This is a genomic window from Salegentibacter flavus (genome assembly GCF_900115145.1).
Classification (GTDB): domain Bacteria; phylum Bacteroidota; class Bacteroidia; order Flavobacteriales; family Flavobacteriaceae; genus Salegentibacter; species Salegentibacter flavus.
The window spans coordinates 1-19,527 of record NZ_FOVL01000034.1 but is presented as its reverse complement, the minus strand read 5'-3'; the positions used below and the strand labels follow the sequence as shown (position 1 = coordinate 19,527).

Genomic DNA, 19,527 nt, shown 5'->3' with positions numbered 1-19,527 from the left:
AGAAAAAAGCAAAGCGCCTACTACTCAGCGAAAAAGGAATTACCCATCGTAAGCGAAGGTGCTGGGATGTAGAGGCCGTTTTTGGGAATATTAAGCAAAATATGGGCTTCAAAAGGTTTATGCTTCGGGGAATGGATAAAATAACTACCGAAATGGGGCTTATAGCAATGGCCCATAACCTAAAGAAGTTTAGTATAGCCTAAGGGAAAAGATACTACTTCTTTTTTTCATTCTTAAAAAAATAGGAAAAACTGACCAGAGCCTACAGATCAAATAACACAAAAGAAAAAAACCGCCCAAAAATTACTTTTTAGACGGCCTCTTTTTATTTCAATAATATTCTTTCAGTTATGCTTGCACCGCATACATTTTCTCGCGTTGTTCTTTGATCTTTTTATCGCTCATATACTCTTCGAAAGTCGTGTAACGATCAATAGCACCACCAGGCGTTAATTCGATTACCCGGTTTGCCACGGTTTGTGCAAACTCATGATCGTGTGTGGTAAACATCACTGTTCCTTTAAAATTCTTCAGCGAATTGTTGAAAGCAGTGATCGATTCCAGATCGAGATGGTTGGTAGGTTCATCGAGCATCAATACATTGGCTCTCATCATCATCATTCTGCTTAGCATACAACGAACTTTTTCCCCTCCCGAAAGTACTCTGGAAGTTTTCAGGGCTTCCTCACCACTAAAAAGCATTTTTCCGAGGAATCCGCGAATGTAAACTTCTTCCCTTTCTTCATCGGTTTTGGCATACTGGCGCAACCAGTCAACCAGGGTGAGGTCGTTATCAAAATATTCGGCATTATCAAGTGGTAGATAAGACTGTGAAGTCGTAACTCCCCAGGAATATTTCCCGAAAACAGCTTCCTGATTTCCGTTTATTATTTCATAAAAAGCGGTAGTAGCTCTGGAATCTTTGGAATAAACCACCACTTTATCGCCTTTTGCAAGGTTGATGTTCACATCTTTAAAGAGCGTTTCCCCATCCTGGCTGGCTCCCAGTTTTTCAATGTTAAGAATCTGGTCTCCGGCCTCCCGGTCGCGATCAAAGATAATGGCAGGATATCTTCGACTTGAAGGTCTGATCTCTTCAATATTAAGCCTGTCTATCATCTTTTTACGGGAAGTAGCCTGTTTGGATTTGGCCACGTTGGCACTGAAACGTTGGATAAATTCCTGTAGTTCTTTCTTTTTGTCTTCAGCTTTTTTATTCTGCTGTGAACGCTGGCGGGCAGCAAGCTGGGAAGACTCATACCAGAAGGTATAGTTTCCACTAAAGTGATTTATTTTTCCGAAGTCGATATCAGAAATATGGGTACAAACCGCATCCAGGAAGTGACGGTCGTGAGAAACCACGATCACGGTATTATCATAATTAGCCAGAAAGTTCTCCAACCAGCTAATGGTTTCATAATCCAGATCGTTGGTAGGCTCATCCATAATAAGCACATCGGGATTTCCAAAAAGCGCCTGTGCTAATAGCACTCTTACCTTTTGCTTCCCATCAAGATCTTTCATAAGAGTATAATGGTTCTCGGCTTTAATCCCCAGGTTTGATAAGAGGGATGCAGCATCGCTCTCGGCATTCCAACCGTTCATTTCTTCAAATTCTACCTGCAGCACTCCTACTCTTTCTCCATCGGCATCGCTAAAATCTTCCTTGGCGTAGATCTCATCCATCTCTTTTTTGATGGCGAAAAGCGGTTTATTCCCTTTCATGACCGTTTCCAATACCGGAAGTTCATCATAAAGCGAGTGATCCTGTTCTAATACCGACATCCTTTTGCCCGGTTCTAAATGAACGTGACCCGAGGTAGGATCTGATTTCCCCGAAAGAATCTTTAAAAATGTGGATTTACCGGCACCATTAGCGCCAATAATTCCGTAACAGTTACCCTGGGCAAAAGTGGTATTCACCTCGTCAAACAAAACGCGTTTGCCAAATTGAACCGAAAGATTTGATACTGAAAGCATAAAATATTATTTGTCTTAATTTTTTGCAAAAGTAGCCATTTAAGCCCAATTATTTAAAGATTAACGATTTAAATATTCTTTTAACGACCAATTAACATTCAGGGCTTTTAACACCCACTATATTTGTCATTAACTACTATTACAGCTACAAACCCACGTATCTATTTAGAGCCCTACATGAAGTTAAAATTGCTTTTGATTTCCTTGATTAGCTTTGGCATTCTCGGATGTAATTCTGAGGAAGAAAAACGCCAATCTACTTTTATAGGTGGAGAAATCGTTAATCCTAAATCAAAATTTTTTATTCTTTCGAAAAATAACACCATTCTAGATACCCTTTATCTGAATCAGAACAACCAATTCGGAAAGTATTTTGAAGGTCTTGAGGAAGGGATATACCGATTTAACCATCCACCGGAAAATCAGATTTTGTACTTGCAGCCGGGGGATAGTATCCTGATTTGGCTCAATACCCTGGCATTTGATGAATCTATTAATTTTAGTGGGGAGGGAGCTAAAAAGAGTGATTTTTTACTGGATCTTTATCTGGCAAATCAGGATGAAAGCCAAATGATTCTTTCCTATTATAAATATCATCCTGAAGAATTTTCCAAGAAAATAGATTCCATCTACCGGACTAAGAACAAACAAATCAACAAATTAATTCAAAAAAAGGATTATTCTGAGAAGTTCATCGAGATCGCAAGGGCCGGGATAAATTATCAGTATTATCATTTTAAGGAACGTTATGCTTTTTTAACCCGAAAATACTTCAAGGAATTAGCTCAGGAAATTCCGGAAGACTTTCACGATTACAGGAAAAATATAAATTTCGAAAGCGAAAACCTGAACACCTATTACGTTTATACCAACTTTATCGATGATTATTTCAGGACCAAGGCTATTGAACGTTGCGACCCTAAACTCCCTCCCAGCGATGATTGTTTCGACCTGAATTCCATTAGGAATATCAGCTATAAGATTATCCTGGCAGACTCTCTCATTAGCAATCCCGAAATAAAGAACAGCTACTACGACCGTTTGGGATCTCAAGGAATTACTTTTTCTCAAAAAATAGAAACTATTGACTCGGTTATAAATTTACTGGAAGAAACCAATTATGATAAGGGAAAGCTCAACAAGCTAAAGCAAATGGCTGAGGTGCAAAAGAGTCTTTTGCCGGGTAATAATATTGGAAATCTTCCATTAAGCAATGTAAAAGGCGACACCATAAGGCTGAAAGAAATTTCTGACAAACCCACGATCACCTACCATTGGTCAATGGCTTCAAAAAACCATTTTTTCTGGCAACAAAACATTATCGATAATTTAAGAAAAAAATACCCCGAAGTAGATTTCGTGGGAATAAATATCGACAATAACACACACGCCGACTGGGCAGAGATCGTGAAAGCCCAAACCAGAAAACCCGGGATGGAGTTCCATTTAACATTCAGCCGAATAGACCGTGATTTACTCAAAGCCTATTTAAATAAGACATTTTTTATAGATGCCGGGGGAGAGATTATCAGGGGAAGTTCGCAATTAAATTCCAAGTCTTTTGAACGGGAGATTCTTGAATTTCTGAACAGGTATAATTAAAAATTCACTCATAAAAATACCCCCAAATAGTGTAGTGTCTAACTTTTTGGGGGCACTTCATAGAAGCGGTTTATCTGATTCTATTTTATCCAGGTAATTAGCTATTTCCTTTTTTATAATCGGCAAGGAATTTTTCCAGACCTATATCTGTAAGCGGATGCTTCAACAAACCTTCGATAGAAGAAAGTGGTCCGGTCATTACATCGGCACCTAATTTTGCGCATTCAATCACGTGCATGGTGTGACGAACAGATGCCGCAAGAATTTCAGTCTCAAAACCATAGTTATCATAGATCAATCTTATTTCAGCAATAAGATTCAAACCATCGGTAGAGATATCATCCAGACGGCCGATAAAAGGAGAAACATAAGTAGCTCCGGCTTTAGCAGCTAAAAGCGCCTGCCCCGCAGAAAACACCAAAGTACAGTTTGTTCTTATTCCGTTATCGCTAAAGTATTTGATAGCCTTAATCCCTTCTTTAATCATAGGTACTTTAACCACGATCTGCTCGTGAAGTTCAGCAAGTTCTTCGCCTTCTTTTATCATTCCCTCAAAATCGGTAGCGATAACCTCAGCGCTTACGTCTCCGTCAATCAGGTCACAGATTTGCTTATAATGTTTTAAAATATTGTCTTTACCGGTAATTCCCTCTTTAGCCATAAGGGAAGGGTTGGTGGTAACTCCATCCAAAACCCCAAGGTCTCTGGCTTCTTTAATCTGATCCAGGTTAGCGGTATCAATAAAAAATTTCATAGTTGTGTTTTTAAAAAGTTTAGTATTTCCGGGCTACCGGATTCTGGTTCACAAAATTACAATTTATAATGTTTTAGCAACATCCTCTCGTATACTTTATCGGGCAGGATGCGTTTAAGTCCGATGGAAAATTTTTGTAACAGCTCCCCTACTTTGTAGTGTCCCTTTGGTTCTGGGGTATTAATAATCTCGAATATCGCTTTGGCCATCATTTGTGGATCTTTCCCGGAATCTACGTGCTCATTCATCAGTTTCAGGGTATTCCCGTAGGCTTTTTTATAGGGCGAATCTTCAAGTACCGGAGCGTGATAACGTCCCGCTGCTATATTGGTTGCGAAATCTCCCGGGGCCACATTGGTCATTTGGATATTAAAACCCTTCAATTCCATTCTGAAAGCTTCCGTGGTAAGTTCAAGTGCGCCTTTTGAGGCAGAATAAATGCCGCGGTAAGGCAAGCCCATATAGCCTGCGATAGAAGTGATATTTATAATAAGCCCCGAGCCTTGTTTCCTCATAAATGGCAGAACTGCCTTGATTACTTTTATAGGGCCAAAATAATTGGTGTCAAAAGCTTTTCTTATCTCCTCATCAGGGGTTTCCTCAATGGGCCCCGTGATACCAACCCCGGCATTATTCACCAGCACATCCAACCGACCTTCTCTTTCGATTAATTCATTTACCGCTGAAGAAATAGTTTCGTTTTTGGTAACATCTAGGGAAAGTAATGGAAATTTGCTCCTGGTAACTTTTTTCGGACTTCTGCTGGTTCCATAAACCTTGAAACCCTTATCCTGAAGAAATTCGCCGATGGATTTTCCGATCCCGGAAGAAGCTCCGGTTATCAATACTGTTTTTTGGGGATAAGTATCTGTTTTCATACGCGACAAAGATGCGATAAAATTAGGAGAATTCCAGACACAAAAAATGGCAAGCGACCCACATCACACCGCTACGACCGCCTACCCTTGCTGCGTTCCCGCCCTGGGGGATTCAGCAGGAGCTGGTTGTGTGGGACTTGCCGGTGCAAATATACAATCTTTCCTACTTCTGGCAAGTAATTTTTAATACGAAATGGTTAATTTAGCCATAGAAAATTCAGCCTGAAACGATGAACAAATTTAAGTCCCTGTTACTGTTATTATTAAGTATTTCCATATTTTCCTGCGGAAGCAATTCTGCGAAAAAATCTTCTGATTTTTCCCTGAAAATCGAAAAAAATAAAAATGAATTTCAACTGGGAGAGATCCTGAAGCTTAATCTTGAAAATAAAAAAGAGCGGGAAATAGATTCAGTTCTTTACTACTTTCAGCAGAAAAAATTGAAAACAACCACTGAAACAGGTTTGTCGTTCAAATTTGAGGAAGTAAAACTGGGAAACCATATTTTTGAAGCTGTAGTTTTCTACGAAGGTAAAACCGACACGATTACTTCAGACGTGAAAATTTATAATAATTCTGCTCCGGTTTCTTACACTTATGAAATTGTAAACGAATTTCCGCACGACCAAAATGCGTATACGCAGGGGCTGGAATTCTTCAACGACACACTTTATGAAAGTACAGGCCAGTATGGCTCCTCCAGCTTGAGGAAAACTAATTATAAAACAGGAGAAATCCTTCAGAAGAAGGCTCTTTCGGATAACTATTTCGGGGAAGGACTTTCCATCCTAAACGGGAAGATCTACCAGCTCACATGGAATGAAGAAGTAGGTCTTATATACGACCTTGGAAATTTCGAGCAAACAGGGACCTTTGGCTATAATCAAAGTAAAGAAGGTTGGGGCCTTTGCAACGATGGAGAAAAATTCTATAAAAGCGACGGCACCGAAAAAATATGGATCCTTGATGCTGAGACCCTGGCGGAAAAAGACTTTATCCAGATCGCAACCCATAAAAGCATCGTCTCCCGGATGAATGAACTCGAATGGGTAGAGGGAAAAATCTATGCTAACACATACCAGAAAGACGGAGTGGCCATCATAAATCCAGAAAACGGTGCAATTGAAGGCCTGATAGATTTCCGCGGATTAAGGGAAAAGGTTACCCAGCACGAAAAATTAGATGTGTTAAACGGCATTGCCTGGAATCCTAATTCGGGTAAACTTTACGTAACAGGAAAGAACTGGGATAAGCTTTTTGAGGTTGAAATAAAAGAAAAGTAATGGCTGCAAATCCTGAAATATTCGAGCAAAGGCTTAAGGTTGAGAATTCGCACCTAGATGAGCAAAACCACGTGAACAATGTGCAATATGTGCAGTGGGTACAGGATGTCGCTAAAGCGCATTGGGAAAGCCGTGCGCCACAGGAATTTCAGGAGAAATATTTTTGGATTGTGGTTCGCCACGAGATCGATTACAAACAACAGGCTTTTTTAAACGAGGAGATTCTGCTGCAAACCTATGTTTCTGAAACCTCACACGTAAAATCTCTTCGTCACGTGATCATTAAAAATGCTAAAACCGAAAAAGTACTGGTAGAGGCAAAAACCACCTGGGCGTTGATGGAAAAGGAATCCCAAAAACCTTCCAAAATAGCGGAAGAATTAAAAAAGATCTTTGAGCAGTAAATCTTCGTGAAATTGAGCATAAAAAAAGCTTTTTGAAAAATCAAAAGACCGAAGCCAGCGAAATTTCAAAAAGCTTTATTCTATATTAGTTATCTTATTCCCACTTAAAAAGCGGACGACCTTTCATAAGTTCGAATACTTCGTTTTTCACTTTCTCAATAGCCGCATCATCATTAATATCAGAAATCACACGATCCATAAGGTCTACGATTTTAGGCATATCGGCTTCTGTGAGGCCGCGTGTAGTTACTGCAGCAGTGCCAACCCTTATTCCTGAAGTCACAAAAGGAGACTTATCATCAAAAGGCACCATATTCTTATTCACGGTGATTTCAGCTTTACCAAGCGCCTCTTCCGCTTCTTTTCCGCTCACATCTTTATTTCGCATATCGATAAGCATCATATGATTATCGGTTCCATCAGAAATAACCTTGTAGCCTTTTTCCACAAAAGCAGCAGCCATTTTAGCCGCATTCTTTTTTACCTGTACCATATAATGCAGGAACTCATCGGTTAAAGCTTCTCCGAAAGCAACCGCTTTTGCAGCGATGATATGCTCCAGCGGCCCACCCTGATTTCCGGGGAAAATGGCAGAATTCAGAATTGCCGACATCTTCTTGGGCTTTCCGTTTTTAAGGGTTTCTCCAAAAGGATTATCAAAATCTTTTCCCATAAGGATAATTCCACCACGAGGCCCGCGAAGGGTTTTGTGTGTTGTAGATGTTACTAAATGACAATGAGGAAGGGGATCGCTTATCAATCCCTTGGCGATCAAACCGGCTGGATGAGCCATATCGGCAAAAAGTATAGCTCCTACCTTATCGGCGATCTCCCGGAATCTTTTATAATCTATATCTCTGGAATAAGCCGATGCTCCGGCGATGATCATTTTAGGTTTTTCCTTTTTAGCGATCTCTTCTACCTGATCGTAATCTATCCTTCCGGTTTCCTTATCTACTCCGTAGAAAACGGGCTGATACAGTTTTCCGGAGAAATTCACGGGAGAGCCGTGGGTAAGGTGTCCTCCGTGAGAAAGATCAAAACCAAGGAATTTATCTCCCGGCTTAAGGCAGGAGTGATAAACAGCAGTATTAGCCTGGGAGCCCGAATGAGGTTGTACATTGGCATATTCTGCACCAAAAAGTTCCTTCACACGGTCAATGGCTAGTTGCTCTACTTTATCTACTACCTCACAACCGCCGTAATATCGTTTTCCGGGGTAACCTTCAGCATATTTATTGGTAAGTACTGAACCGGCAGCTTCCAACACCTGTTCGCTCACAAAGTTTTCACTGGCAATCAACTCCAATCCATTTAACTGACGTTCTTTTTCTTCTGCTATTAAATCAAAAAGTTCTGTGTCTCGTTGCATTACAATAGTTTACGTTAAATATTCCTCAAAAGTAAGAAATACATTCGGTTAATAGCAGGAAAATAATATATTTGGATGCATTAGATTTTAACAAAAAAACAAGAAATATATGCCTATTACTGCTAACGATCCTAAAAGAAAAACCTGGCTGGATACTCCCGCAGATACCGATTTTCCGGTTCAAAACATTCCTTTTGGGGTGTTTTTAACCCGGGATGATGTAATTACTATCGGTACCCGTATTGGTGATTACGCCATAGATCTGGGAGCACTGCACCAACTGGGTTATTTTGAAGGGATTCCGTTAACCGATGACATATTCCTGCAGGATACTTTAAACGATTTTATTTCAGACGGAAAGAAAACCTGGCGTCTGGTGCGAAACCGCATCGCGGATATCTTTGATGCCGAAAACTCAAAGTTAAGGGATCAAAAAGAGCACCGACAAACTGTACTTTTCACCCTTGATGAGATCGAAATGCAAATGCCGGTACAGGTTGGTGACTACACCGATTTCTATTCCAGCAAAGAGCACGCTACCAATGTGGGAACGATGTTCCGTGATCCTGAGAATGCTTTATTACCTAATTGGCTGCATATTCCGGTGGGATACCACGGAAGAAGTTCTTCTATAATTCCCAGCGAAATTCCTGTGCACCGTCCACAAGGGCAAACCAAACCAAAGGATTCAGACAAACCTGTTTTTGGACCTTCCCAGCGAGTGGATTTCGAACTGGAAATGGCTTTTGTAACGACAGATGCAAACGTGCTGGGAGAACCAATTCCAATTGAAGAAGCAGAAGAATATATCTTCGGAATGGTGATATTTAACGATTGGAGTGCCCGGGATATGCAAACCTGGGAGTACGTACCCTTGGGGCCCTTCCTGGCCAAGAATTTTGCCTCCTCTATTTCTCCCTGGATTGTAACTTTGGATGCACTCGAACCGTTTAGGACCGAAAGCCCCAAACCAGAAATAGAACCCCTTCCCTATTTAAGAAGTAGCGGAAAGAAAAGTTTCGATATTAACCTGGAGGTTGCCTTACAACCTGAAAATGGCGAGGAGAATATTCTCGCAAAATCGAATTTTAAATATATGTACTGGAATATGAGTCAGCAACTGGCTCACCACACCGTTAATGGTTGCCCGGTAAATTCTGGAGATATGATGGCCTCGGGAACTATTTCAGGCCCTACACCCGATTCCTATGGCTCTATGCTTGAACTCAGTTGGAAAGGTGAAAAACCCATTAAATTAAAAGATGGCAGTGAACGAAAATTCATTGAAGATAACGACACGGTAATTATGCGTGGTTTTTGTAAAGGCAAGGATCGCCGAATAGGCTTTGGAGAAGTAAGGACCAAACTCCTACCTGTCTTTCAACCAAAAAAGAAATAATTTAAAAGCCCGGGAGACCGGGCTTTTTTATTTTAAGACTTTTACTTTTTGTCTTTATCTTTTTTCTGCTGCTTAAGGTCCATAAATTCCTCTTTCTGGCGGTCCTGATCGGCGGCAATTTCTTCAGCCGATTTCCCAGTCTCAGTTTTTTCCTTTTTATTCTTTTTCTTCTGAGAACGATCCCGGAATTCCTCAAGCTCTCTTTCCTTGTCTTCCTCTTTTAACTGTTTCCAGTTTTCTTCCAATTTTCTGATATCTTCCTTTTTAGTCATTTCTTCAGATTTTATTTAAAAGATACAAAGGCAGCCGGAAATCCCTGAAGAATTATATCATTTTTAACAGCAAACGGCCAATTAAATATATTCTGACAGCCGTTTTGCATGTATATCCTGATGGGAACTATGATGAAGAACTTTTCCCTCTTTTAAGACAATTAGCTGCGGACTTTCGTGGCTCACCTTGAATCTTTCTGCTATCTCGTTTGATAAAGATCTGTATTTAACGAGGTCCATAAAATAGAAGGCTACATCCATGTTTTCAGGCAGATCATTCTCAAATTTGCGCAAGGTTATACGGCTTATTCCACAGCGGGTAGAATATTTGAAGATAATCACGGGTTTGCTGAAAGACTGTTTTTCCAATTCCTCAATATCCTGCTCTTCGGTAATATATTTCCACGGAATCTTTTCAATTTCCTCCTTTACAATATCTCTTTCACTCTTAAACATTTTATCAAATAATCCCATAGCTTTTCTTTTTTCTAATCTTATTTATTAATAACTTTAATATCCCGCCAAATCTCAAAAATTTTTCCATAAAATTAAATTAAAATGACTTTTTGTCTGTAAATAATTAGAGATATCGGTCATTTTGTCTTTATTTTTCAGTGGTATAGGTATTGCTTTAATCCAGAAAAAACATCTTGACTATGAATTTCAACAACTTTACAATAAAATCGCAAGAGGCCATTCAGCAGGCTCAACAGCTGGCCCAGGAATTAGGGCATCAGCAAATTGAGAACGAACATATTTTTAAAGCCATAACAATGGTTGACGAAAATGTAACGCCATTCCTGCTTAAAAAACTGAACATAAATGTAAATCTCTTCAACGAAATTCTGGATAAAACTCTTGAGAGTTTTCCTAAAGTTAGCGGTGGAGACATAATCCTCTCCCGTGAGGCAGGTAAAACCGTAAATGAGGCTCCTATCATCGCCAAAAAGATGAATGATGAGTATGTTTCCATCGAGCATTTGATCCTGGCGATCTTTAAATCTTCCAGTAAGGTTGCCCAAATCCTAAAAGACCAGGGCGCCACCGAAAAAGGCTTAAAAGCAGCCATTGAAGAATTGAGAAAAGGAGATCGGGTGACCTCCCAAAGTGCAGAAGAAACCTATAACGCCCTTAATAAATACGCTAAGAATCTCAACCAAATGGCTGAAGAAGGGAAACTGGATCCGGTAATTGGGCGGGATGAAGAAATACGTCGTATACTCCAAATCCTTTCCCGCCGAACCAAGAACAACCCAATGCTGGTTGGAGAACCGGGTACCGGTAAAACCGCCATCGCCGAGGGTCTGGCTCACCGAATAATTGCAGGAGATATCCCTGATAACCTTAAGGACAAGGTGATCTATAACCTGGATATGGGAGCGCTTATCGCTGGAGCAAAATATAAAGGAGAATTTGAGGAAAGACTAAAAGCCGTTATAAAAGAAGTTACCTCCAGTGAAGGAAATATAGTGCTGTTCATAGACGAGATCCACACCCTTGTTGGTGCCGGAGGTGGCCAGGGCGCAATGGATGCCGCTAACATTTTAAAACCTGCTCTTGCCCGCGGTGAATTAAGAGCAATTGGTGCTACTACCCTGGATGAGTATCAAAAATATTTTGAAAAGGATAAAGCCCTGGAACGTCGTTTCCAAAAGGTAACTGTGGATGAACCCGATACTGAAAGTGCGATTTCTATTCTACGCGGAATCAAAGAGAAATACGAGACCCACCACAAGGTGAGGATCAAAGATGAAGCGATCATTGCTGCTGTAGAATTATCGCAGCGCTATATCACTAACCGTTTCCTGCCTGACAAGGCCATTGATCTTATGGATGAAGCAGCTTCCAAACTACGGATGGAAATCAACTCCAAACCCGAAGAACTTGATGTACTGGATCGCAGGATTATGCAGCTGGAGATCGAGATTGAAGCTATTAAACGGGAAAAAGACGAAAATAAACTGAAGGTCCTTCGTTCTGAACTTGGCGAATTAAAGGAACAGCGCAATGAATTGAATGCTCGCTGGCAAAATGAAAAATCTGTAGTAGATAATATTCAGAATCTAAAATCGGATATCGAAGATTTTAAGCTGGAAGCTGAAAGAGCCGAACGAGATGGCGATTACGGAAAAGTTGCAGAGATACGCTACGGTAAGATCAAGGAGGCCCAGGAAAAATTAGAGAAACTTCAGCAGGAACATGACGAAAAACAGGAAGGGAAATCCCTGATCCAGGAGGAAGTAACTCAGGAAGACATCGCTGAAGTTGTAGCTAAATGGACCGGGATTCCGGTAACAAAAATGCTACAGAGCGATCGCGAAAAGCTACTTAGACTTGAAGATCACCTTCACAAAAGAGTTGTGGGGCAGGAAGAAGCTATCATCGCGGTAAGTGACGCCGTGAGAAGAAGCCGTGCCGGACTCCAGGACCAGAAAAGGCCAATAGGCTCATTTTTATTCCTGGGAACTACAGGTGTTGGTAAAACCGAGCTTGCTAAAGCCCTGGCTGAATATCTCTTCGATGATGAAGCATCAATGACTCGTATAGATATGAGCGAATACCAGGAGAGACACGCTGTGAGTCGTCTGGTAGGTGCACCTCCGGGATATGTAGGTTATGATGAAGGTGGGCAATTGACCGAGGCCGTACGCCGAAAACCTTATTCAGTAGTGCTCCTCGATGAGATCGAAAAAGCACATCCCGATACCTTTAATATCCTTTTACAGCTACTCGATGAAGGTAGATTAACCGATAATAAAGGTCGGCTAGCCGATTTCAAGAATACCATCATCATAATGACCTCAAATATGGGAAGCCATATTATCCAGGAGAAGTTTGATACTATTAAGGATATAGACACCGCGATGGAAATGTCTAAAACCGAAGTGTTGGCGCTCTTGAAGCAGAACATTAAACCTGAATTCATCAACAGAATTGATGATATTGTAATGTTTAGTCCGTTAACGCAGGAAGACATCAATCAGATTGTAGAGCTTCAGCTTAAAGGTGTAAAGAAAATGCTTGCACAGCAGAACATTACCATAGATGCTACCCCTGAAGCCATTAAATTTCTTGCAATTCGCGGATTCGATCCGCAGTATGGTGCAAGACCGGTGAAGCGGGTGATACAACGGGAAGTTTTGAATAAGCTTTCTAAAGAGATTCTTGCCGGTAACATACATACCGACAGTATTATTTTACTCGATGAATTTAATGAGGAGATGGTTTTCAGAAACCAGGAAAATCTCGCAGAAAACAATTAATATTAAAAAGGGCCGCTCAATGCGGCCCTTTCTTTTGAAGAATCATTCAGTCAGTATTTAACAAAACTACCAACTGTCAATTTCTTTCTTGAGTTCTTCTTTGGTTTTACCGGTTTTCTCCTGTAATCTTCCAAGCAATTCGTCAAATTTACCTTCGGTATAGGTAGTATCATCATCCGTGAGATCTCCATATTTCTGTTTGAATTCTCCCCGAATCTGTTTCCACTTTCCTTCTAATTGATCATTATTCATAATATCTTGGTTTTAGTTATTAATCCAATCATAAATCTAAAGACTTACATTTCTAAAGTCTCTCAAGAAACTCATATTCTTATCTTAAGGATTTGTTATTTTTGGCGCTTGAAGAAATCTTATATGAATAAAATCAAGTTTTTACTCTTAGCTGTAATTCTGTTTTCAAGCTGTGCCACTACCAGGACATTAGAGAATAAAAATTTTAGAATAACTTATCTTGACGATTTCGTACTTGAGCAAGGCCTGAAAATAGACGGCACGATAGTAGGTGGCCTTTCAGGGATAGATTTCCACGAAAACACTTATTATTTGGTGGTGGACAATCCTTCAAACCCACGAATCTATAAGGCTCAAATTCCCCTTATAAACCGAAGCGTCGACACCGTGATTATTTCTGAAGTTATCAGGTTGGATAAAGAAGAGGCCTTTTTCAGGAAAAGCACACCCGATATGGAGGGCATACGTTTTAATTCGGAAACCGGAGAAATTGTAATAAGTTCTGAAGGTTCTATTCAGAATGGCAAAGATCCCTCACTTTTTCATATTTCTTCTGAAGGAGAATATTTATTTCATTATGAAATCCCGGGATATTTTAAGGCTTCGGGAATTCAAAAACCCAGAAACAACGGTGTTTTCGAAGGTTTAGCGGAAAGTACGGACAAAACAGGGTTTTGGGTAGCCATGGAACTTCCACTGGAAAAAGATGGTCCCAAACCTAAGATCTTTCCGACAAATTCGCCGGTGCGTATCACCAAATTCAGTAAAGAGACCAAAAAGGCCGAAAAGCAATTTGCTTACAAGCTGGACGGAATTTCGAAAATCCCTATAAACTGGTTTGCAGTGAACGGAGTGACAGAAATATTAGAATATGCAGATGATAAATTCCTGGTGCTGGAAAGAGCCTATTCCGCAGGCTATGGTTCCAAGGGAAATACCGTAAAGATCTTTGAGGTGGATGCCTCGAATGCGACAAACACCCTTCCAATGGAAGACCTTAGTAAAAGCGATTTTAAACCTGCGGAAAAAAGACTAGTTTTCAATTTTAAATCGGTTAAGAATTTCCTGGAAGAAGAAATAATCGATAATATTGAAGGAATGAGCTTTGGTCCTGTTTTACCTAATGGGAAACAATCACTAATATTGGTATCAGATGATAATTTCAGTAGTTTTGGGCATCAAATCACCCAGTTCATCCTTTTAGAAATTGAATTCACTAATTAATAAAATGGGATATCTACTCCTGATTTAATAAATCTGACCAGAGGCCACTTTCAGAAGAAATACATTGTAGAATGGCTATTCGACCTTGTAAACAATTCAATTCATATTAAACACCTTAATTACCAGATCTCGACTCTACCTATTCCAATCCCAAGTGTTTCTCAGGAACAACCTTTAAATTTATTATTCGCGTTTTCTAGCCTGGGTATGAACCGGGTTATTTAGGCTTTATGCCTGTATTGAAGTTAAATCAATCTCCTCAATGACAACAATAGCCGCTGCCATTCCCGTGCATTTCCCGCTAAGTTATAGGAAGAATTTAAAATTGCCTCCAGAACACGCTCCCGGTTTTCCCGAAGAAAAACTTTAGAATGAAAAGAATTACAAGAACACTACCCCGTGGATATATTAAAAGTTTTTATATTGGTCTTTTTATTTTAAATAATATGTAAAAAGTCATAAAACATTATAAATAATATTCTTTAAAATTTTACTAATAACTATAAAAATGCTTAAACATTTACTTTCTTTTATTTTACTCTTCTTTATGGTGTCTCATTGTAGTCTTTTCGCACAAAAAGTAAACAGTTCTTATCGGCTACACATCAAAAAAACCACATCTCCGGTGAAAGTTGATGGAATAATGGATGATCAAGCCTGGTCAAAGGCAGATGTCGCTACTGATTTTTATATGATTCTCCCCACTGATACCAGTTATGCCAAGGTCCACACTGATGTAAGAATGACCTATGATCAAAAAAATCTTTATCTTTTTGTAACAAATCATCATGGTGTCCCAGGTCCTTATATGGTAGAATCATTAAGAAGAGATTTTTCCTTTACCAAAAACGATAACTTTCTTTTATTCATGGATCCTTTTGATGACCAAACCAATGGTTTTTCTTTTGGAGCAAATGCTGCCGGAGCTCAATGGGATGGACTTATGTATGACGGTGGTTCTGTGGACCTGAGCTGGGACAACAAATGGATCTCGGCAGTAAAAAACTATGAGGATAAATGGACTTTTGAAGCAGCTATACCTTTTAAAAGCATACGATATAAAAAAGGAATTAAAGAATGGGGCATTAATTTTGGCAGAAATGATCTAAAGACCACTGAAAAATCAAGCTGGGCTCCTGTGCCCCGACAATTTCCCTCAGCCTCTCTGGCCTACACAGGCACCCTTGTTTGGGATGAAACCCCGCCATCAACAGGATCAAATATTTCATTAATCCCTTATGTACTGGCAGGAGGAAGCAAGGATTTTAATGGTGAAGACGGGGTAAACAAAAGAAGTGAAGTTGGTCTGGATGCCAAAATTGGGTTAGGTTCTTCCCTAAACCTCGATCTCACGATAAATCCGGATTTCTCCCAGGTAGAGGTTGATCGGCAGGTCACGAACCTGGATCGGTTTGAGCTGTTTTTTCCCGAACGCAGACAGTTCTTCCTGGAAAATGCAGATATAGTGGCCGGTTTCGGTTATGAAAATATCAGGCCCTTTTTCTCACGACGCATAGGCCTTAACGCTCCTATTGATTTCGGTGCCCGTCTTAGTGGGAACATAGGTGATGACTGGAGAATTAATGCCATGAGTATGCAAACTGGAAAAGTAAATGAGATCGGGCTTCCAGCCCAAAACTTTAGCGTTATAGGGATACAAAAACGCGTTTTCTCCCGTTCCAACATCAGGGCGATTTTCGTTAATAAAGAATTACTAAACTACTCCCCCGACCCCTCATCAGAGCACCAACCCTACAACCAATTCAACAGAAACCTGGGACTGGAATATAATCTTGCTTCAGCCAATAATATCTGGACCGGCAAGGCAATGGTTTTAAAGTCCTTTAGCCCGAATGAATCCCAACAAAATTTAATTCACGCCGCCAATTTGCAATATGCCAGTGGAAATCTGAATTTTAACTGGAGACATGAGTATATATCGGAAAATTACCAGGCTGAAGTCGGTTATATTCCCCGCACAGGTTATTACAAGGTCAATCCGAGTATTGGTTACCTTTTTTTCGGAAAGAATAAATATATCCTAAATCATGGCCCCCAGTTAAGTACTTCAATATTCTTTAATAAGAACTGGGAAAAAACCGAAAATTCGACTTTGTTGGAGTATATGCTGCGGTTTCATAGTCAAAGCACCTTAACAATATGGGCAGGACATGATTATGTAAATCTGCAACAGCCATTTGACCCCACCAATTTTAGTGGTATAGAACTGGCCGCAGGCACCCAACACGAATGGTATCGTTGGGGCGCTAAATTTAATTCTAAACCTCAGAGTCTTTTTACCTATGCCTTATCGTACAGAACAGGAGGTTATTATGCAGATGGCGCGATGACAAATTATGCTGCAGAAATGGGTTATAGGTTTCAGCCGTATGTGGGAATCTCTCTTAACGCGACATATAATGATCTGGAACTACCTGAGCAATGGGGGGATACCAAATTCTGGTTGGTGGGACCACGGTTGGATGTTACCCTAACCAATAAGGTATTCTTTACGGCTTTTGCCCAGTATAATGAACAAATGGATAACCTTAATTTAAATGGTCGTTTCCAGTGGCGCTTTAGCCCAGCATCAGATTTATTCCTTGTTTATACCGATAATTATATTCCATACCCAGTTCAGGTGCAAAACAGAGCATTGTTACTAAAACTCACCTATTGGTGGAATTTATAAAAATGGGGAGTCATCGGTGAGCCAAAATTTTTCCTGAAGAATTTTCAGGTAGAGGAAATAATCGATAATATTGAAGGGATGAAATACGGTTTTAGCCAACGAAAAGCAACCACTGCTAAAGGTCTGCAAGAGGCTTTAGGTCCCAAGTCATCCTTCTGGAAATCGAATTGAATTAAATTTAAATAAAATCACTAAAATGAAATATCTACTCCTATTTTCACTGATAATAATCACGGCCTGTAACTTTCAGAAGGAAGATACTTCAGTAGAAATGAAAGATACTGAAGTAACCACCTATTATTTTATTCGTCACGCCGAAAAAGACACCCTGAATCCGGATAATAAAGATCCAGAACTAACAGAAGCCGGGGTGGAACGCGCTCGAAAATGGGTAGAGGTTTTCAGGGATGTGGATTTCGACCTCATCTTCAGCTCTAACTACAAACGCACGCTTAATACCGCCAAACCTATAGCCGCTTCCCAGGATAAAGAAATCGACTTTTTTAATACCGAAAAGTTAAACGATCAGAATTTTCAGAAGAAAACAAAAGGGAAGACCGTACTGGTAGTTGGCCACAGCAATCTGAATCCTGAGTTTGTTAATTACATTATTCAGGAGGAGAAGTATGAAGATCTCGATGAGATGGAGTACGGCAGCCTTTTCATCGCAGTGATCCATCCGGACGGAACGCGCACTTCAGAAGTGCTTTATTTCAATTAAAGCTTAACTTCAATATTTTCATTCTCGATTATGGAAAGTAATTCCAACTCCCGGGCTTCATACTTTTCATCCAGCTCTTGCAGCGGAACATCCAGATCATCTGCCTTATAATTCTCGTAATCCACAAATCTTATCCCTCCTACGGTTTGGGGGTTATAAGCCTTGCGAAAACGGACTCCCCCATCATTGATCTTAAAGCTGTAGGCCATATAATCAATTGTGAAGTTTTCGGTATCGATCCAGTATAGGTACACATCTTCGTGATCGGTTACCTCTTCCGTGTCTTCAAAGGTCACTTGTATCTCGTAGTATTCCTTATCTCTGATACTATCTTTCCCTAACAGTTTTTTATTCACCGCAGCATCGTTAAGGCCGTAGGGAAGTTGCACGAAATAATGCACAGAGTTAACCGAATTGCTGTAAACGGTTTTCATGGAATCACTTAAGGTAACTACAGAATCCTTATGGTATCTTGTAAAACCCTCGTTATTGATCACATCGTGATATTCAGTACCTGTGGAATCGGTTATAAAGCGTTCCAGTTGGAATTTACCTCCGTTCCGGGTACTTTTGTATTCCGCATCCCTGAATTTAAAGCTGATCTCGGCATTATTATACTTATCGCCCCCTGCTTTTTCTATGGTCTTATCGATAATTTGTTGAGCTGTTAGCTCTTTATTCTGATTACAAGAGAACAACAGGGTGCTCACGGCCGCTAAAAAGATGATTTTTTTCATTTTATTTGGAATATGAACTTCAAAGGTAATTAATGTACTTTGAATTTAATACTAAAATATATTTCTGAAGGCCAGACTTTATAATTTACAATTCCCTTATACCGAATTCTAAAATAAGCTTCCTATTTTTGCTTAAGTATGAAAAAGAAGACTAACACGATCAACATAAAAAACCGAAAGGCGAAGTATGAATATGAATTTCTCGATAAATACGTGGCCGGAATTAAATTAGCCGGGACAGAGATAAAAGCAATTCGCCAGGGGAAAGCATCTATCACAGAGAGTTTTTGTGAATTTCAGAACCATGAACTTTTTGTGATCAATATGCACGTTGAAGAATATTCTCACGCCACACACTTTAATCATAATCCAAAGAGCGAACGCAAGCTTTTAATGAAGCGCAAAGAACTTCGCAAACTGGAAAAGGAGGTGAAAAACACAGGTTTGACTATTATTCCTCTAAGACTTTTCATCAATGATCGTGGTCTGGCTAAGATGCAGATCGCCCTGGCTAAGGGAAAAAAACTATATGATAAACGGGAAACCATTAAAGACCGGGAAAGCAAACGCAAACTCGACAGAATCAAAAAAGAATACTCTTAGAACTAAAAAAGAGGCTGTCTAAAAAGGCAGCCTCTTTTTTGTATAATTAAGTGATCATGTTTATTTTTAAGCATGAGCAGCAAAGTAGTAT

18 protein-coding genes and 1 other RNA gene are annotated in these 19,527 nt (G+C 39.9%); 10 read left to right on the top strand and 9 right to left on the bottom strand.

The annotated features are described in order from the left end of the window. On the top strand, positions 1 to 203 hold a 203-nt coding region (locus BM266_RS16440; RefSeq protein ID WP_139220680.1), incomplete at its 5' end, for a transposase. Between the two features lie 145 nt (positions 204 to 348). Here BM266_RS16440 and BM266_RS16435 read toward each other — a convergent pair. Further along, positions 349 to 1,980, bottom strand: coding sequence for an ABC-F family ATP-binding cassette domain-containing protein (locus tag BM266_RS16435; RefSeq protein ID WP_093411564.1), 1,632 nt, complete (start codon positions 1,978 to 1,980; stop codon positions 349 to 351). Between the two features lie 123 nt (positions 1,981 to 2,103). Here BM266_RS16435 and BM266_RS16430 point away from each other — a divergent pair, with 123 nt between their 5' ends. Further along, a complete protein-coding gene (locus tag BM266_RS16430; RefSeq protein WP_175494833.1) occupies positions 2,104 to 3,582 on the top strand; it encodes a TlpA family protein disulfide reductase in 1,479 nt (492 codons plus the stop codon). Between the two features lie 97 nt (positions 3,583 to 3,679). On the opposite strand, the gene fsa is transcribed toward BM266_RS16430, so the two are convergent. The 3 genes from fsa to ffs form a co-directional block, all read right to left on the bottom strand. Continuing rightward, on the bottom strand, positions 3,680 to 4,336 hold the full coding sequence (gene fsa, locus BM266_RS16425; RefSeq protein WP_093411562.1) for a fructose-6-phosphate aldolase: 657 nt from the start codon (positions 4,334 to 4,336) through the stop codon (positions 3,680 to 3,682). A 56-nt stretch (positions 4,337 to 4,392) separates the two neighbouring features. Further along, positions 4,393 to 5,214 (bottom strand): SDR family oxidoreductase, encoded by an 822-nt coding sequence (locus BM266_RS16420; RefSeq protein ID WP_093411561.1) that lies wholly within the window; start codon positions 5,212 to 5,214, stop codon positions 4,393 to 4,395. A 44-nt stretch (positions 5,215 to 5,258) separates the two neighbouring features. After that, an RNA gene (gene ffs, locus BM266_RS16415) (signal recognition particle sRNA small type) lies at positions 5,259 to 5,357 on the bottom strand. An 87-nt stretch (positions 5,358 to 5,444) separates the two neighbouring features. On the opposite strand from ffs, the gene BM266_RS16410 reads away from it, so the two are divergent. Then, entirely contained in the window at positions 5,445 to 6,497 is a 1,053-nt protein-coding gene (locus tag BM266_RS16410; RefSeq protein ID WP_093411560.1) for a glutaminyl-peptide cyclotransferase, read from the top strand. Further along, positions 6,497 to 6,901 (top strand): acyl-CoA thioesterase, encoded by a 405-nt coding sequence (locus BM266_RS16405; protein ID WP_093411559.1) that lies wholly within the window; start codon positions 6,497 to 6,499, stop codon positions 6,899 to 6,901. Before BM266_RS16410 ends, BM266_RS16405 begins: the two co-directional genes overlap by 1 nt. A 94-nt stretch (positions 6,902 to 6,995) precedes the next feature. On the opposite strand, the gene glyA is transcribed toward BM266_RS16405, so the two are convergent. Further along, complete coding sequence (gene glyA, locus BM266_RS16400) at positions 6,996 to 8,273, bottom strand: serine hydroxymethyltransferase (protein ID WP_093411558.1); 1,278 nt, start codon at positions 8,271 to 8,273, stop codon at positions 6,996 to 6,998. 109 nt (positions 8,274 to 8,382) lie between these two features. On the opposite strand from glyA, the gene fahA reads away from it, so the two are divergent. Beyond that, positions 8,383 to 9,672, top strand: a complete 1,290-nt coding sequence (fahA, locus tag BM266_RS16395) for a fumarylacetoacetase (protein ID WP_093411557.1) — start codon at positions 8,383 to 8,385, stop codon at positions 9,670 to 9,672. Between the two features lie 41 nt (positions 9,673 to 9,713). On the opposite strand, the gene BM266_RS16390 is transcribed toward fahA, so the two are convergent. Next, the gene (locus BM266_RS16390) at positions 9,714 to 9,944 is read right to left on the bottom strand and encodes a hypothetical protein (protein ID WP_093411556.1); all 231 of its coding nucleotides are present in this window, start codon (positions 9,942 to 9,944) and stop codon (positions 9,714 to 9,716) included. An 81-nt stretch (positions 9,945 to 10,025) separates the two neighbouring features. Further along, positions 10,026 to 10,418 carry a bacillithiol system redox-active protein YtxJ gene (ytxJ, locus tag BM266_RS16385; protein WP_093411555.1) on the bottom strand — a complete coding sequence of 131 codons (393 nt, stop codon included), beginning with the start codon at positions 10,416 to 10,418 and terminating at the stop codon, positions 10,026 to 10,028. 182 nt (positions 10,419 to 10,600) lie between these two features. On the opposite strand from ytxJ, the gene clpB reads away from it, so the two are divergent. After that, positions 10,601 to 13,207 carry an ATP-dependent chaperone ClpB gene (gene clpB / locus BM266_RS16380; protein ID WP_093411554.1) on the top strand — a complete coding sequence of 869 codons (2,607 nt, stop codon included), beginning with the start codon at positions 10,601 to 10,603 and terminating at the stop codon, positions 13,205 to 13,207. A 66-nt stretch (positions 13,208 to 13,273) separates the two neighbouring features. Here clpB and BM266_RS16375 read toward each other — a convergent pair whose 3' ends face one another. Further along, a complete protein-coding gene (locus BM266_RS16375; RefSeq protein ID WP_093411553.1) occupies positions 13,274 to 13,459 on the bottom strand; it encodes a CsbD family protein in 186 nt (61 codons plus the stop codon). 123 nt (positions 13,460 to 13,582) lie between these two features. Here BM266_RS16375 and BM266_RS16370 point away from each other — a divergent pair, with 123 nt between their 5' ends. From BM266_RS16370 to BM266_RS16360, 3 genes are all read left to right on the top strand, one after another. Next, a complete protein-coding gene (locus BM266_RS16370) occupies positions 13,583 to 14,683 on the top strand; it encodes an esterase-like activity of phytase family protein (RefSeq protein ID WP_093411552.1) in 1,101 nt (366 codons plus the stop codon). A gap of 508 nt (positions 14,684 to 15,191) precedes the next feature. Next, a complete protein-coding gene (locus tag BM266_RS16365; RefSeq protein ID WP_093411551.1) occupies positions 15,192 to 17,375 on the top strand; it encodes a carbohydrate binding family 9 domain-containing protein in 2,184 nt (727 codons plus the stop codon). Positions 17,376 to 17,571: 196 nt separating this feature from the next. Then, positions 17,572 to 18,096 carry a SixA phosphatase family protein gene (locus BM266_RS16360; protein ID WP_093411550.1) on the top strand — a complete coding sequence of 175 codons (525 nt, stop codon included), beginning with the start codon at positions 17,572 to 17,574 and terminating at the stop codon, positions 18,094 to 18,096. On the opposite strand, the gene BM266_RS16355 is transcribed toward BM266_RS16360, so the two are convergent. Next, on the bottom strand, positions 18,093 to 18,833 hold the full coding sequence (locus BM266_RS16355) for a DUF6503 family protein (protein ID WP_093411549.1): 741 nt from the start codon (positions 18,831 to 18,833) through the stop codon (positions 18,093 to 18,095). The two genes, BM266_RS16360 and BM266_RS16355, sit on opposite strands and share 4 nt — an antisense overlap. Positions 18,834 to 18,971: 138 nt before the next feature. Here BM266_RS16355 and smpB point away from each other — a divergent pair, with 138 nt between their 5' ends. Further along, the gene (gene smpB, locus BM266_RS16350) at positions 18,972 to 19,436 is read left to right on the top strand and encodes an SsrA-binding protein SmpB (RefSeq protein ID WP_093411548.1); all 465 of its coding nucleotides are present in this window, start codon (positions 18,972 to 18,974) and stop codon (positions 19,434 to 19,436) included. Positions 19,437 to 19,527: the final 91 nt, after the last annotated feature.